This is a genomic window from Asticcacaulis solisilvae (assembly GCF_052327315.1).
Taxonomy (GTDB): Bacteria; Pseudomonadota; Alphaproteobacteria; order Caulobacterales; family Caulobacteraceae; genus Asticcacaulis; species Asticcacaulis solisilvae_B.
Map to the genome: position 1 here is coordinate 908,932 of NZ_CP166196.1, position 14,052 is coordinate 922,983.

The following is a 14,052-nucleotide window of genomic DNA, read 5'->3' on the forward strand; positions in this document are numbered from 1 at the left end:
GAAATGTGGGGGAAGCCGGCGTTACGCAAGCCGCAGATACAGAAAAAGAGCCCTTAAGCGACTTAAGGGCTCTTTCTCGAATGCGTTGGCGTGAGACGCTGTTAGGCGGTCAGGCGCTTGCGGCCCTTGGCGCGGCGACGGGCAACGACCTTCTGGCCGTTCTTAGTCGCCATGCGGGCACGGTAGCCGTGGCGGCGCTTGCGCACCAGGCGGCTCGGCTGATAGGTACGTTTCGTTCCCATTTGGGGCTCCGATAGGTTGGTCTGCGACCGTCATCTAAAGCCGATGGGGACGCGAAAATCGTAAAGAGGCGCGTGATTAGCCAAGGCGCGGCCCCTTGTCAATCGCATTTGCACTTTTTAAGCCGCATTTCTGCTATATATAATGGGACGTGTAGTCGCGCCAGCCGAAGGAGTTCAGGTGTTCGATCCTGGCAAGCCCGATGACCGCCCGCCCGCCCGCGCAAGCCAGCCGGTTCGCGCCCCTGCGCCCGCGCGCGTCGGGGCGGCCGACGTGGCGGCCTATGGGCGCAAGCTGGGGTCTACCGCCCGGCGATTCGCCTCGGTCGCGCTGCGCCTGATGCTGGAGGGGCTGGAACTGGGCCGCCGCTTCGTCTTCAGCCTGTCGGGGCAGCTGTTCATCGCCACCGCCATCTTCGTCGCTATCGTCGAGGTCATCATCCTGGTGCCGCGCATGGCGATCGAACAGGAAAGCTGGCTGAACGACCGTGTCGTGCGCGCCGAAATCGCCTCGCAGGCGCTCGACACCGCCCAGACCAAGACTGTCACCCAGGTCATGTCCGCCCAGCTGCGCAAGAGCGCCGGCGTGCAGTACCTGGCCATTATCAACGGCGGCGTACCGACCTATCGCCTGTGGGACTATGCCACGACCGTGCCCGACGAGGTCACGGACCTCAGGCGTGCGCACAAGAATATCGGCCGCGACCTGGTCTATCTGTGGGCGCCGTGGCGCACCCTGCTCGAGCCGTCGCAGCGCCTGATCCACGTCGAGGCCCAGCCTCACATCCGGCGTGACGACCTGATCGAGATCGTGGTGCCGGCCAAGCCGTTGCGCGACCATCTCAAGGCCAGTCTCAGCAATATGGTGCGCACTTCGCTCGGCATCTCGCTGGCCGCCGGTATCCTGGTCTTCGCCGGCCTGTCCTTCCTGGTCGTGCGGCCGATCCGCCGCATGACCGACGCCATTTCCAGCTTCAAGGCCAATCCGGAAAGCGGATCGGGCACGCAGCACGTATCGGGCCGCGCCGACGAGATCGGGCAGATCGAGCGCGAACTGGTGTCGATGCAGGAAGAGGTGCGCAACGCCCTGCGTTCGCGCGCCCGCCTCGCGGCGCTGGGCCAGGCCGTTTCCAAGATCAACCACGACCTGCGCAACATGCTGACCTCGGCGCAGATGGCGTCGGACCGCATCGCGGCAGCCTCGGGAGATCCAGGGGTCGCCAAGGCCCTGCCGCGCCTGGAACGGGCGCTCGACCGCGCCCTGTCGCTGGCCACCAATGTGCTGACCTACGGCAAGAGCGACGAACGCCCGCCCAGCATCCAGATCGTCCGGCTGAAGGATGCGGCCGAGGCCGCCGCCGAGGATTCGGGCCTGTGCCTGCCGGGCTCGGCCGGCGAGGGCGTGCGCTTTTCGCTGAAAGCGCCGCGCGGCTTCTTCCTCGAAGCCGATCCGGAACAGCTGCACCGCCTGCTGGTCAACCTGATGCGCAATGCCCGCCAGGCGATCGAGCTCCAGCCCAACCGCCGGACGCTGGGCCGGGTGACGATCACGGCGATCAAGACGGCCGACGACGTCATCCTGATCGTCAGCGACAATGGCCCGGGCATCCCGGAAAAGGTGCGCGAGCGCCTGTTCCAGCCGTTCAGCGCTTCGAACACGCCGGGCGGCACGGGCCTTGGCCTGGCGATCGGGCGCGAGCTGGCGCAACTGCACGGCGGCGATGTCCGCCTGGCCAATACGGGCGCGGAAGGGACCGCGTTCGAAGTGCGCTTGCCGTTGAAGGGAAGGGGCTAAGAACCTCTTTTACGTCCCTGTCGCCCGAAGTTTAGCGTAGGGCGATGGGGAGGTGCAATTCAGCGCGACAACAACCGCTCCACAAACGCCGGCACAATCTCCGTCGCGGGGCCATAGTGGCGTTCCTCGAACAGCGACTGCCCCAATGACGGCTCGAGATTGAGCTCGACCGTGTGCGCGCCGGCGCGGCGGGCTGCCGAGACGAACCCTGCCGCCGGGTAGACATTGCCCGAAGTCCCGATCGAGACGAAGAGGCTGCACTTCGCCAAAGCGCGTTCGATGACGTGCATGGCCAGCGGCATTTCGCCGAACCAGACGATATGCGGCCTCAGCGTCGCATCGTCGGAAAAGGGCGACACCGTATCGGGCCGGATATCGTCCCGCCAGTCGCAGACCTGGCCGGTTTCCGTGCAACGCGCCTTCAACAGCTCACCGTGCATATGGATCAGGCCGAAGCCTTCGGTCTCCGGCACCTCGGCGTGCGCCCGGTCGTGCAGGTCATCGACATTCTGCGTCACCACCAGCACATCGCCCGGCCATTCGACCCCCAGCCTGGCCAGCGCCCGGTGCGCGGCATTGGGCGCGACCTCGCGCAACTGCCGGCGGCGCTCGTTATAGAAATCCTGGACCAGGGCGGGATTGGCCTCGAAACCCTCCGGCGTCGCGACGTCCTCGACGCGGTGGCCGCACCACAACCCGTCCGAGGCGCGGAAGGTCGGCACGCCCGACTCGGCCGAGATACCGGCGCCCGTCAGGATAACAATGGAATTCATTGCGAGCCCCGTACGAAGACGCCTTCACGGCGCGGGTCGGAACCGCCGTTGACCGTACCGTCTCCCGGCAGGATGAAGCCGTTCAGGCCCGATTCCTCGCCCTGGATGGGTGTCAGTTTGTAACCCATCGCCGTCAAGGCGTTCCACACGGCAGGTTCCATACGATCCTGTTCGATGCGGATCGAGTCGCCGCGCGCGATGACGTTCGGCAGGTCGATGGCCTGCTGCATGGGCAGCCGCCAGTCGAGCAGCCCGATCAGGACCTTGAGATTATAGCCCAGGATCGCCGAGCCGCCGGGCGACCCCACGGCGGCGACCACGGTCTTGCCATCCCGGGCGAAGACGATGACGGGCGACATGGACGAGCGCGGATGCTTGCCGGGGGCCACCGCATTGGCGGCAGGCTGGCCGTCGGGCATCACGGGACTGAACGAGAAGTCGGTCAACTGGTTGTTGAGGAAGAAGCCGCCGACCATGCGGCCGGTGCCGAAGAAGCTTTCGACCGTGGTCGTCATGCTGACCACATTGCCCCAGGTGTCGCGGATGACGTAGTGCGTCGTGCCGCCGGGCTCGGGCGTCCTGTCGGGCCCGGCGGTCATCGGCAGCGTGCCGGCCTTCGGCGCCGGATTGACCTGGCCGATCTGGATGGTGGCGGCGCGCGCGGCGGCGTAGCCGGTGTCGAGATAGGGACCTTCGATCGCCATGAACTGCGATGTGTCGCCCTCATACTGGTCGCGGTCGGCGTACATCAGCCGCTCGGTCTCGATCAGGGCCTGCCACGAGCGCGGATCGTGCGCGCCCCATTCGGCGAAGGGCAGCTTTTCGGCTATGCGCAGGCCCTGCAGCAAGGCGACGCCGCCCGACGGCACATTGTTCGTGCAGACGATATAGACGTGGTAGGGCACGCATAGAGGCTTGGTCGCATAGGCCGTCGTCGACGCATAGGGTTGGGATGTGCGAACGCTGACCTTGTAGGCCGCGATGTCGGCGACGGTCATGGTGCCGGGCAGAGGGGCATCGTGGGTCTTTTTGACGATGGCCTCGGCCAGATAGCCCTTGCGCAGGGCGTCGCCGCGCTGCGTGGCGAAGGCCCTGAGCGAGCGGCCGTAGTCGGGGTTCCTGATGATGTCGCCGGCCTTGCGGAAGCCGCCCTGGCCGTCGCCGAGATAGGCGATGAAGTCGGGCGTATGCTTTTCGGCGAAGTCGACATTTTGCAGGTAGTTGCCGAGGCGTGGCGTGATGGCGAAGCCCTTGTCCGCCAGCCCTTCGGCGGTGGCGAACAGCGTCGCCCAGGCCAGCTTGCCGTGGTCCTTCTGCGCCCGGTCCAGCATGAACATGGCGCCCGGCACGCCGGTTGCGCGGCCCGACACGACGGCGCTGGCAAAGGGCAGGGGCTTGCCGTCCGGTCCGAGGAACATGTCGGGCGTGGCACCCTTGGGTGCGGTCTCGCGGCCGCCGTAATCGGTGACCTGCCCGGTCTTCGCATCGTAATAGAGCATGAAGGCGCCGCCCGACAGGCTGGAGCTTTGCGGCTCGATCAGGCCCAGCACGGTTTGCAGCGTGACGGCGGCGTCGGCGGCCGTGCCCCCGCGCTTCAGCACATCCATGCCGGCCTGGACGGCCAGCGGTTCCGCTGCGGCGATCAGGGGCTCGACCGGGCCGGTGACGGGGCGGGCGGCCGCATGGTGATGGGGCCTGGCATCGGCGGCGATGGGGGCAACCACAAGCGTCAGGGCGGCGGCGGGCAGGATCAGGCGAAACATGGGCAACTCCTCGCACGGCAAGATGGGGAGGATTGCCGCGCGCGGCCAGAGTTGAAACGGCTCGGGCGTGGGTAATCAACAGGTTTCGAGAAATTTTCCGGAAAAAGCGCGTATTCGGCTTGCCATTGCGGGGAAGGTCGATTATTGGTCCCCGCCTCGCTGCCGGGCCTTCCCGGCCGCGATACTGGCAACAGGCACTCGTAGCTCAGCTGGATAGAGCATCAGACTACGAATCTGAGGGTCGGGCGTTCGAATCGCTCCGAGTGCGCCAGCCAAACAAAAAACCCCGCCCCTTCGGCGGGGGTTTTTGTTTGGCTATCACATCGGATCGGTTCGAACGCATGCGTTCGTGACCGACCCGAAAGGGCGGCTGACGCCGAAGGCGCCCCGAAGGCGTGCGCGACCGTAAAACGGCGCGCATCAATCGCTCCCCGTCCACGGGCTCCACTTAACCGTCGGCACTGCGCATTGTGCAATTGATATGTTGCGGAAGTCCGGGGAATATTGCTCCTGTCCCCTATTCGCTGTCCCCTATTCGCTTATATTCGCCCTTATTCTACTAATTCGCTCAATATCGCCAACGACAGCCCGAAAATGCTGCTGAGCCTTTTCCACGCGGGATAAAACGCAACAACGACCCACGCTGCATCCGTTTTCCGATGCGGCCCGTAAGGGGGACAGCGGGTTCGCTTCCTCTCATCCAGCGTCGTGTCTCCATGGTCCGGCCGTTTCCGAAAATTCCGAAGCCCGGCAGGCGCAGCCTCCGTCAGACCGCCATCGTCGCCGGCGTTATCGCGGGTCATGCCTTGGCCCTGGCTTTGCTATGTTGGCGGCCGCAACCGGTGCAAGGCGCCGACGCCGGGATGGAGGGGCAGGTCGTCCTGGCGAGTCTGGTCGAGATGGAGCCGAGCGCGCCAGCCCCCGCCACCCATGCAGTCGCTCCCAAGGCGCGCAGTCGCCCTCCGGAAAGCCCGACCGGAACACAGGCCGCTGCCCCTGACGATCCGGCCTCATCCAGTCCGCCGGACCGGACGCCGCAGCTTACCGAGGCGCAAACGGCGGCGCTCGACGGGTTCCAGCCCGTGATGGCTGAGGGCGCGCCCGACCAGCCGTGCAACCTGACGGGCATGATGGCCGATCTTCTGTCCCGAAGTCCCGTGGTGCAGCAGGCTCTGGCCGACATGCCGCCCGCCCAGCGTTCGGTCGCCAACGCCGTCAATCTCTGGGACGGGGAATGGCCGGAAGATTCGCTGAGCGGTGGCAAGGGCCTGCTGCGCGCCATACTCGCCAAGGCCGTCGGCGCCGCGCGTCCGGACTGCCTGACGGTGGCCAATCACGGTCCGGCGCTTTTCTTCATTCCGGACAACCGCACGACCGTCGTCCTGGCCGTGGGGTCGGGCGAATGGCGGTGGGGCGACCTGATCGCGCCTATGTCCGGTGCCGTTGTCGCCGACAATTATTTGGGCGGCCTTGCATCCAGATAGGCCGGCCGGCCCGTAAGGCGAAATAAGGGCCGAAAAATGAAATCGATATGTTGATCGCAGGCGCGATCAGGAGGGTTTGAAGTGAGGAATCTGAAACGCGGTGGCATGGCCATCCTGACAAGTGCAAGCGTAATCGGCCTGCTGGCCGCGACGGCGCCCGTCTTCGCTTCAAGCCACCGCGAAGCGCCGGGCATCACCAAGTCGCCCAAGGTCGACGGCACGGACTTCTACATGTTCCGCAGCTATGAGCCCGGCCGTGAAGCCTACGTCACCTTCCTGGCCAATTATCAGGGCCTGCAGGATCCGGGCGGCGGACCGAACTATTTCACCATGGACCCCGACGCGGTCTATGAAATCCACGTCGACAATATGGGCGACGCCAAGGACCACATCACCTTTCAGTTCAAGTTCACGAACACGTTGGTGAACGACAAGGGCGTGACGCTGAGCGTCGGCGGCAAGACCAATGCCATCGCCGTGCGCGCCGCCGGTCAGATCAGCGCTGCGCCGACCGATCCGGCGCTCGGCGAAACCGAGGCCTATACGGTGACGATGATCACCGGCGACCGTCATTCCGGCACGCGCGCCGCGGTGACCAATGCGACGGGCGGCGGCACGACCTTCGCCAAGCCGTTCGACAATGCCGGCAACAAGACGCTGCCCGACTACCATACCTATGCCAACAAGTTCATCTACACCGTCAACATCCCGGGCTGCTCGACGCCGGGCCGCGTCTTCGCAGGTCAGCGCGCCGACGCCTTCGCGGTCAATCTCGGATCGGTGTTCGACCTGGTGAATTTCGTGCCGATCGAAGGCGACAGTGCGCCCGGCGCCGGTGACGGCGGCGGCTTCCCCGGCGGCATCACGCAAAGCCACGTCAATGACGAGGTCATGGGCAAGAAGAACGTCACGACGCTTGCGCTGGAAGTGCCGATCTCATGTCTTACGGGCTCGGGCAATGGCGTCATCGGCGGCTGGACGACGGCCAGCCTGCCGCAGGCACGTCTGGTCGATCCCAATCCGACCTACAAGCAGCCGACGGTGTCCGGCGGCGCCTATACCCAGGTGTCGCGCCTGGGCATGCCGCTGGTCAACGAGCTGGTCATCGGCCTGCCGGACAAGGACAAGTGGAATGCGTCGGAACCGTCGGGCGACGCCCAGTTCGGCGACTACGTCACCAACCCGACCTTCCCGGCGATTCTCAACCTGCTGTTCAAGGCCCCGGTCAACGCCACGCTGCACACCAATATCGCCGACCTGGCCCCGACCAACTTCCCGCGTGCCGACCTGGTCGCCACCTTCCTGACGGGGTTCACGGGCCTCAACCAGCAGAAGACGGTGACGGCCTCTGAAGAACTGCGCCTCAACACAGCCGTGGCCGTGACGCCGCGCGCCTCGCAAAGCACGTTCGGTGTTGCCGGCGACGACCTGGCGGGGTATCCGAACGGACGCCGGCCGGGCGACGATACGGTCGATATCACACTCCGCGTCGCCATGGGCCGGCTGTGCTATCCCGTGCCGATCAACGGGCATGCCACCGACCTCGGCCTGTGCAAGCCCTCGGATGCGGCCGTCGGCAACGTGCAGTTCACCGACGGCGCCCCGGTCCATGCCACGGACCTGCAGGCATCGTTCCCCTATCTGAACGATCCTCTGCCGGGTTCGCCCCTGTCGGCGCACCGGTAGGAGTATGCGGTTATGAAAAAGCTCGTAATCCTCACCCTGGCAGCAGGCCTTACCTTGGGCCTGACCGCCTGTGGCGGCGGCAGCGGCGGTTCGTCCACGTCGATCAGCACGCCGCCACCGCCGACCGACTCGAACACCAAGTTCGGGGACAAGTTCGCCGCCGACTTCAAGGCCGATCCGAACTCGGCCCCGGCATCGGTCAGCGCGTCGGATGTCGTGCCGCCCGATCCGACCGCGACGCCGGCAGCCGTGCACTGAAGACCACATACTAAAAAGGCCCGCATTCAGGCGAATGCGGGTCTTTTTGCGTTTTACGGGCCAGGATTTTAATGGCTTCCTGGGGCGTAACCGAAGGTCAGGCTTGAAAACGTCGTTTCGAAATCGGCTTTCGGGTCGCCCTGGATGGGGCGCGTCCACACGACATTGACCTGCCATTCGCCCGTGCGTGGCGCGTTGACGGTGGCGCGGCCTTCGGCGTCGGTGACGATGATCTGCGTCGGCCGGCCGTCGAATTGCAGGTTGTTCATCATGACCGTCGCGCCCGGCAGAGGCTTGCCGTAATAATAGACGCGGACGGGCAGTGCGCCCTTGAAGTCCGGGCCATAGGGATTGCGTTCCGGCACGATCTCAAGGGTCAGTCCGACAACGGTTGTGGCAGCGACATCGTCCTTGGGCGACCAAGAGCCGACCTGGATCAGGGCCTTGGCGCGGCGGCTGTAGATTTCCTTGCCGTCCGTGCCCGTCGTGCCGGTCCGCGTGCGCAGCTCGATGGCCGGGGTCAGCCCTTCGAAGCGGATATAGTCGTTGTAACGGATGTCCGGCAGGTCGCTGTAGGTGCCGTTGGTAGCGAACGAGAGGACCTGAAGCCCGGCCTTCGGAAACGACAAGACGGAGTCGGCGTTGGCGTCCGCCAAGCGAAGCTCGCCGCGCCGGTCCACGCGGCCGGTATTCATGCCCATGCTGTCGAAACGCGTCACCCGGTCAGGCGTCATCAGCGATTTCTGCCGGTCGGCGCCGTGCCCGACCTGAAGGCTCATGGTTGTCGTCCCGCCCGGCGCGATTTGGAAATTGACCGGTTGCAGCCAGAAATCGTGGGCCTGGGTGGCAAGAGGCGTGCCCAGCAGGCCCGCGGCAAGGCAAAAAATCCGAAAGCGACTCATCGCCCGGCGGCCGGCGCGCGTATAGATGTTGGAACCCCCAGCGCCGGAAGTTTTGAATGTCATCAGTCAGCCCTCGTTTTCGTTCGCTTCCTGATACGAACGAGGCGGGCGTTCGGCCGCATCACCGGGAAAATATTCTGATTGTGCTGGCCGCCGTCGCAGCGTTGCTGGTGTTCGCCGCGCCGGCCGAGGCCCATACCGGCACCGGACTCCCCGGCGGCTTCGTGTCGGGCTTCCTGCATCCGTTGAGCGGCTGGGACCACTTGCTGGCCATGGTGTCGGTCGGCCTGTGGGGCGCAATCCTGCGCCGGCCTTTGCTCGTCGCGCTGCCGGTCATCTTCCCCGGCATGATGGTCGTCGGCGCCATCCTCGGCATAGCGCATGTGCCCTTGCCGCGAACGGAACTGGGCATCGCCGCCTCGGTGCTGGTGCTGGGTGTCGTGATCGCCATGGAGTACAAGGCGCCGGTCTGGCTGGCCTGCACGATCGTCGCCGTCTTCGCCATTTTCCACGGCTACGCCCACGGACGCGAACTGCCGTCGGCGGCCGATCCGGTCGGATACAGCATAGGCTTCGTGCTGTCGACCGGGCTTTTGCACCTGTGCGGCATCGGCATCGGCTTCATAAACGACATTGATCGCGGACGTTTCAAGGGCCGCTACCTTATCCGGGCGCTGGGCACGGCCATCGGCCTGGCCGGCTGCGTCTTCCTGTTCCAGGCCTTCGCCTGATGCGCGGCGCTGTCCTGCCCGACGCCCTTTTGGCTGCCGCCGTCGGCATGGCCCTGAGCTTCACGCCCAGCCGGACCGCGCGTAATTCGGCCGCCGTCATGGCTGCGGTCGCGGTTGCCGTCGCATTGATCCCTTTGCCCGGCCTGTCCGCCGACATCGTCTTCGCTGGCTGCTGGCTCAGCGTCGCGGTCATCGCCGCGTCGGTGCATCTGAAGGGCGGCCTTAATATCATCATCGCCGCTGTACTGGCCGCCGATGCGGGCCTGTGGCAAGGCCTGGCGACGCACGTCAGCCAGGGGTTCGTAGCGCTGGGTTTCGCACTGCCGGTGGTGCTTCTGGTCATACCGGGCCGGCTTCTGGTGCGGCGCGGCTGGGGTATCGGGGTCAAGGTTGTAGCAAGCTGGCTGATCGCCATCGCCGCGCTCGAATTCGCGCTCAACCTGGTGCCGACGCCGGGCTACAAGCCCGACCATATGGATTGACACCAACGGCGATTGATTTAATCGCCGTTGGCAAGGGCGACTGCCCGCCGCCGCTCATGCGGCGAGCCATGCGGCGTTTGAGCTGCTTAAAGATGTATTTGCAGGTCGCCGCGGATATAGACCAGCGCGCCGCGCGGGCTGGTGATCGGCCCATGGCGCGCGCCGGAAAACGCCATATGCATGTCGCCCGCCCGGACGGTGATGCCGTCGACCTCGATCTCGCCTTCCAGCACCAGACACTCCTCCACGATGCCGTGGCAATGGTCGATGACGCGAGCGCCCGGGGCAACGCGGTAAAGGACGCCGCTGCTGCCGGCGGCCTTGTCGGCGAACAGAACCTTGCGCTCTATGCCCGGCAGGAAGGCTTCCCAGGCCAGGTCGGCGCCGCGGATCGTGCGCGTGCGCGGCGAGCGTTCGTCGTCGTCTATGGCGCGTTCGATGCGGTCCCAGAGTCCGGGGGGAGGGGCGACGGCATCGTCGGCGTCGGCGAGGGGAAAGAAGCGGTCGTCGTAGAAATCGACCCTGGCGGCAAACGCCGCGTCGGCGTCCATACGCGCTTCGACGGCTACAATCTCCGCCAGGTCGGCGACGCCAAGGGCGTATCGCGCCGCCAGAAGATCGTCATGTGGGTCCATGTCCGTTCAGGGAGTCTCTTATCTGCGCCAGGCCCCTGCGGACCCAGCTCTTGGCGGTACCGACGGGCACCTTCATTTCGGCCGCCAGTTCCTCATGCGTCAGACCATAGGTGTAGCATAACTGCAAGGCCCGGTGAACATCCGGCCGCAAGGTCTTGAGGCACGCCCGGATGGTCATGTGTGTCTCGGTATCGTGCCAGCCACCATAGCCATCGGAATACGGCTCGAGCATCGCGATGTCTTCGTCGCGCCCGACCACTTCGCGGTAGGATATGCGCAGGCGGTCGATCGCTTTGCGCCGCGTCATCGAAAACAACCAGGCCTCGGCGCTGCCCCGCCGTGCGTCGAACTGGTGCGCCTTGCGCCACACAGTGACGAAGACGTCCTGCAACAGGTCTTCGGCGACCTCGCGCCGATTGACCATGCGCAGCAATACGGCGAACAACCGTGCCGCGACCTGGCCGTAAAGGCTCTTGAGCGCTGGTTTGTCACCTTCCGCGACGCGCTCAAGCAGCATATTGAGGCTGGCGGGTTCAGACACGTCCGGCCTTATGCCTGACGGCGGCTGTTCCAAAACTTCCAACACGCCGATCATTATCTGTCTCCCGGTCCCAATCGAAGATATCCGGGGAATAGCCGTAAGGATTCAATGCTCTGTATCGGGGATGGCCGCAGCCGGTGCCGGTCTTGTCCACCGGTACTCCCGATAACACGTGCAATATCAGCCGTCTTAAGGCCATATCCGGTACCATCGCACTCGCCCCCGATCCGCATTTTTCGGATGTACGGGAGGGGGACCTCCCGCACCCCGATTCGTTCGAAGCCGTCTCGTCCCTTTGCAAGGGCCGCAGCGCGACGAAGACGCCTTCGGACTATCGATGCCGTCGGTGGGGACGGCTGATCAGATACGTGCCGGGGTGCGTGGAGGATTACCGGAAGACGAAATTATTTCGGAGCACCCCTTAGTTTTAAAAGGAAATGCAATCCGGATCTGAACCTTTACGTGGTCGCGGGATTTGGCCGGAGCCAGGTTCGGCGCGGCCGAAAACGGTTTCCGTCGTGTCTGCGTCTGGGTCAGCGGGCGCCGAAGCGGTAGGTCACCGTCACCAGAACGCTGTCGTTGCGGAAGCGATCGCTGCCGCGCTTCATATCCGTTCCCTGGGGATTGGTTGCCAGGAAGAGGTTGGAGGCGAAGGTGCTGGGGCTCGGCCCCGCGCGAACGACCGGGCTGGGGTCGCGCAGCGAAGTGTGCAGGTATTCAAGGCCGACGCGCCACGCATCGCCCATGGACTTTTCGACGCCCAGGCCGACCTGATAGCCGCCATGGCTCTTCGAGTCTCCGGCAGTAAACGTATTGAGATTGTTGGTGGTGGCAAATTCGTGCCGCACGTCGGCCCAGACGAAGCCGGCCGTCGCATAGGTCAGCCAGTCGTTAGACGCATAGCCGACGCGCCCGCGCAGGGCCGACAGAGTCTTGACCTTCCGGCTGAAAGTGTAGGCGTTCGGTTCGGACGAAAAGGCCGAAACGCTGTCTTCGATCTTTACGCTGTCGACCTCGCCGACGACCCCGTAGACGATGTCGTTCATGCGCCAGTCGTAACCGGCGCGCAGGCCGACATTGGCCTTGTGCTTGTTTTTGGTGCAGCCGTCGGACGGCATCCTGCCCTGGGCGTTGCCCGAGCAGGCCCCGGCGGAAAAGGCGTCGCCGCCGGACCCGTTCGGCACCGTGTCGCCGTAGTTGCCGTCGAGATTGGTGTCGAACGCGATCCCGTCGCCGTGGTGATGGGTCGTGTTTCCCCCGGCGCTCAGGCCGATATAGCCGCCAGTCCAGTCCTGCGCCGAGACCGTGCCCGCGGCCAACCCCGTTGCGGCGGCCAGGACGGCCGCGATCGAAAACCTGTTCATGTAATTTACCCCGCTGCAAAAAGGAGAATCATCACACGGCATTACGGGCCGGCACGGGTTTCGGATGCAGCCTGTCACAAGCGAAAATAGCCTTGCCATCAACGCCCGCGCGTCCTTTACGGTCTTCGGGCGCCTGCGGTGTCATCCTTATGAAAGGCGTTTTAAATTAAGGGGTAAATAAATTAAGGGGACATGGCGTAATTGCTTTATCGTGCCATTTTTGAGGTGACGTCGTTTTTGACGCCGCCTGATGAAGGAGAATGGTCATGACCGAGTTTTATGCCGGTTTGGATGTTTCCGACAAGACAACCCATATCTGCGCTGTCGACACTGACGGTAAAGTGGCTTGGCGGGGGGTATGCGTTACTGATCCCGAGATCATCGCGACGCAGTTGAACGCGCGTTGCCCTGACCTCGTCCGCGTCGTTCTTGAGACCGGCACCTTGTCGTCGTTCCTTTATCACGGCCTTCTGGAGCGCGGTCTTCCGGTCGTCTGCATCTGCGCCCGCCATGCCAAGGGCGTCCTGTCGGTCCAGGTGAACAAGAGCGATGTCCATGACGCCGAGGGCCTGGCGCAGATGGCGCGGACCGGCTGGTTCAAGGCCGTGCATATGAAGGATAGCCAGACCCACCTCGATCGGGCGCGGCTCAAGATGCGCGAGCAAATGGTCCGGGCTCACAACACCATGGTCAACCAGATGCGCGGCTTGCTGAAACTCTTTGGCTTGCGGCTGGGCGGATCGACCACGCCCGGCATGCGTAACAAGCGTCTTGACTTCCTGTTCCGCCAGAAGCCCGAGCTGCGGGACATCTTCGCACCCATGATAACCAGCCTGACGGCGCTCGAAGCCCAGATCAAGGCGATCTCCGCGACCATCAAACGGCGAGCCCAATCCGATGCGGTGTGTGAGCGCCTGATGACGGTCCCCGGCGTCGGGCCGATCACTGCTATGACCTACATCTGTAGCATCGAAGATCCGAAACGGTTCGCGCATGGTTGCGACGCCGGCGCCTATGCAGGTCTGGCGCCGCGACGATTCCAGTCGGGGGAGCGCGATACCAAAGGCCATATCTCAAAAGCCGGAGACCGGACCTTGCGCCATGCCCTGTACGAAGCTGCAAACAACCTGCTGTGCCGCGTCAAAAGGCCGTTCGCGCTTCAAACCTGGGGCAAGGCGCTGGCGCTAGCCAAGGGCGGAAAACGCGCCCGCGTCGCTGTCGCCCGAAAACTCGCCGCCCTTCTGCACAAGCTTTGGCTGTCGGGTGAGCGTTTCGACTGGGAAGCTGCCTGAGCGCACACACCCAGTCAAAACGCCCGACGCCAAAAGGGTGATCCCGACGTAACCTGAGAGGACAAAAACCTCGTCGGTGACATAGGGACACCCAGTCTTCCGAGCCA

Annotated in this window: 14 protein-coding genes and 1 tRNA gene; 8 read left to right on the plus strand and 7 right to left on the minus strand. The window is 64.6% G+C overall.

Annotation, left to right across the window (positions count from 1 at the left end; genetic code table 11):
• Positions 1-101 precede the first annotated feature (101 nt).
• Complete coding sequence (gene rpmH, locus AB8717_RS04320; RefSeq protein WP_192621029.1) at positions 102-242, minus strand: 50S ribosomal protein L34; 141 nt, start codon at positions 240-242, stop codon at positions 102-104.
• 178 nt (positions 243-420) lie between these two features.
• On the opposite strand from rpmH, the gene AB8717_RS04325 reads away from it, so the two are divergent.
• Positions 421-2,034, plus strand: a complete 1,614-nt coding sequence (locus AB8717_RS04325) for a sensor histidine kinase (RefSeq protein WP_443749799.1) — start codon at positions 421-423, stop codon at positions 2,032-2,034.
• 59 nt (positions 2,035-2,093) lie between these two features.
• Here AB8717_RS04325 and cobB read toward each other — a convergent pair whose 3' ends face one another.
• Entirely contained in the window at positions 2,094-2,807 is a 714-nt protein-coding gene (gene cobB / locus AB8717_RS04330; RefSeq protein ID WP_443749800.1) for a Sir2 family NAD+-dependent deacetylase, read from the minus strand.
• Positions 2,804-4,570, minus strand: coding sequence for a gamma-glutamyltransferase family protein (locus AB8717_RS04335; protein WP_443749801.1), 1,767 nt, complete (start codon positions 4,568-4,570; stop codon positions 2,804-2,806). Before AB8717_RS04335 ends, cobB begins: the two co-directional genes overlap by 4 nt.
• Before the next feature lie 194 nt (positions 4,571-4,764).
• Between AB8717_RS04335 and AB8717_RS04340 the strand changes: the two genes are divergently transcribed.
• From AB8717_RS04340 to AB8717_RS04355, 4 genes are all read left to right on the plus strand, one after another.
• A tRNA-Arg gene (locus AB8717_RS04340) sits at positions 4,765-4,841 on the plus strand.
• 445 nt (positions 4,842-5,286) lie between these two features.
• The gene (locus tag AB8717_RS04345; RefSeq protein WP_443749802.1) at positions 5,287-6,054 is read left to right on the plus strand and encodes a hypothetical protein; all 768 of its coding nucleotides are present in this window, start codon (positions 5,287-5,289) and stop codon (positions 6,052-6,054) included.
• Positions 6,055-6,135: 81 nt separating this feature from the next.
• Positions 6,136-7,740, plus strand: a complete 1,605-nt coding sequence (locus tag AB8717_RS04350; protein ID WP_443749803.1) for a DUF4331 domain-containing protein — start codon at positions 6,136-6,138, stop codon at positions 7,738-7,740.
• A gap of 12 nt (positions 7,741-7,752) precedes the next feature.
• Complete coding sequence (locus AB8717_RS04355; RefSeq protein ID WP_443749804.1) at positions 7,753-7,998, plus strand: hypothetical protein; 246 nt, start codon at positions 7,753-7,755, stop codon at positions 7,996-7,998.
• Between the two features lie 68 nt (positions 7,999-8,066).
• On the opposite strand, the gene AB8717_RS04360 is transcribed toward AB8717_RS04355, so the two are convergent.
• On the minus strand, positions 8,067-8,963 hold the full coding sequence (locus AB8717_RS04360; protein WP_443749805.1) for a DUF4198 domain-containing protein: 897 nt from the start codon (positions 8,961-8,963) through the stop codon (positions 8,067-8,069).
• A gap of 80 nt (positions 8,964-9,043) precedes the next feature.
• On the opposite strand from AB8717_RS04360, the gene AB8717_RS04365 reads away from it, so the two are divergent.
• Positions 9,044-9,631: a HupE/UreJ family protein gene (locus AB8717_RS04365; protein WP_443749806.1), complete on the plus strand. Its 588-nt coding sequence runs from the start codon at positions 9,044-9,046 to the stop codon at positions 9,629-9,631.
• A complete protein-coding gene (locus AB8717_RS04370) occupies positions 9,631-10,113 on the plus strand; it encodes a hypothetical protein (protein WP_443749807.1) in 483 nt (160 codons plus the stop codon). Before AB8717_RS04365 ends, AB8717_RS04370 begins: the two co-directional genes overlap by 1 nt.
• Before the next feature lie 86 nt (positions 10,114-10,199).
• Here the strand turns inward: AB8717_RS04370 and AB8717_RS04375 are convergent, their stop codons facing one another.
• The 3 genes from AB8717_RS04375 to AB8717_RS04385 form a co-directional block, all read right to left on the minus strand.
• Positions 10,200-10,748 carry a cupin domain-containing protein gene (locus AB8717_RS04375; RefSeq protein ID WP_443749808.1) on the minus strand — a complete coding sequence of 183 codons (549 nt, stop codon included), beginning with the start codon at positions 10,746-10,748 and terminating at the stop codon, positions 10,200-10,202.
• A complete protein-coding gene (locus AB8717_RS04380) occupies positions 10,735-11,289 on the minus strand; it encodes an RNA polymerase sigma factor (RefSeq protein WP_443749809.1) in 555 nt (184 codons plus the stop codon). The genes AB8717_RS04375 and AB8717_RS04380 overlap by 14 nt, the downstream gene beginning before the upstream one ends.
• Positions 11,290-11,822: 533 nt before the next feature.
• Positions 11,823-12,653: an outer membrane protein gene (locus AB8717_RS04385; protein WP_443749810.1), complete on the minus strand. Its 831-nt coding sequence runs from the start codon at positions 12,651-12,653 to the stop codon at positions 11,823-11,825.
• A gap of 266 nt (positions 12,654-12,919) precedes the next feature.
• Between AB8717_RS04385 and AB8717_RS04390 the strand changes: the two genes are divergently transcribed.
• Complete coding sequence (locus tag AB8717_RS04390; RefSeq protein ID WP_443747245.1) at positions 12,920-13,945, plus strand: IS110 family transposase; 1,026 nt, start codon at positions 12,920-12,922, stop codon at positions 13,943-13,945.
• Positions 13,946-14,052 lie beyond the last annotated feature (107 nt).

Bases quoted from the DNA above. Each gene is read 5' to 3' on its own strand.
- rpmH (WP_192621029.1), bottom strand. From the start codon at position 242: ATGGGAACGAAACGTACCTATCAGCCGAGCCGCCTGGTGCGCAAGCGC.
- cobB (WP_443749800.1), bottom strand. From the start codon at position 2,807: ATGAATTCCATTGTTATCCTGACGGGCGCCGGTATCTCGGCCGAGTCG.
- AB8717_RS04335 (WP_443749801.1), bottom strand. From the start codon at position 4,570: ATGTTTCGCCTGATCCTGCCCGCCGCCGCCCTGACGCTTGTGGTTGCC.
- AB8717_RS04345 (WP_443749802.1), top strand. From the start codon at position 5,287: ATGGTCCGGCCGTTTCCGAAAATTCCGAAGCCCGGCAGGCGCAGCCTC.
- AB8717_RS04355 (WP_443749804.1), top strand. From the start codon at position 7,753: ATGAAAAAGCTCGTAATCCTCACCCTGGCAGCAGGCCTTACCTTGGGC.
- AB8717_RS04360 (WP_443749805.1), bottom strand. From the start codon at position 8,963: ATGACATTCAAAACTTCCGGCGCTGGGGGTTCCAACATCTATACGCGC.
- AB8717_RS04370 (WP_443749807.1), top strand. From the start codon at position 9,631: ATGCGCGGCGCTGTCCTGCCCGACGCCCTTTTGGCTGCCGCCGTCGGC.
- AB8717_RS04375 (WP_443749808.1), bottom strand. From the start codon at position 10,748: ATGGACCCACATGACGATCTTCTGGCGGCGCGATACGCCCTTGGCGTC.
- AB8717_RS04385 (WP_443749810.1), bottom strand. From the start codon at position 12,653: ATGAACAGGTTTTCGATCGCGGCCGTCCTGGCCGCCGCAACGGGGTTG.
- AB8717_RS04390 (WP_443747245.1), top strand. From the start codon at position 12,920: ATGACCGAGTTTTATGCCGGTTTGGATGTTTCCGACAAGACAACCCAT.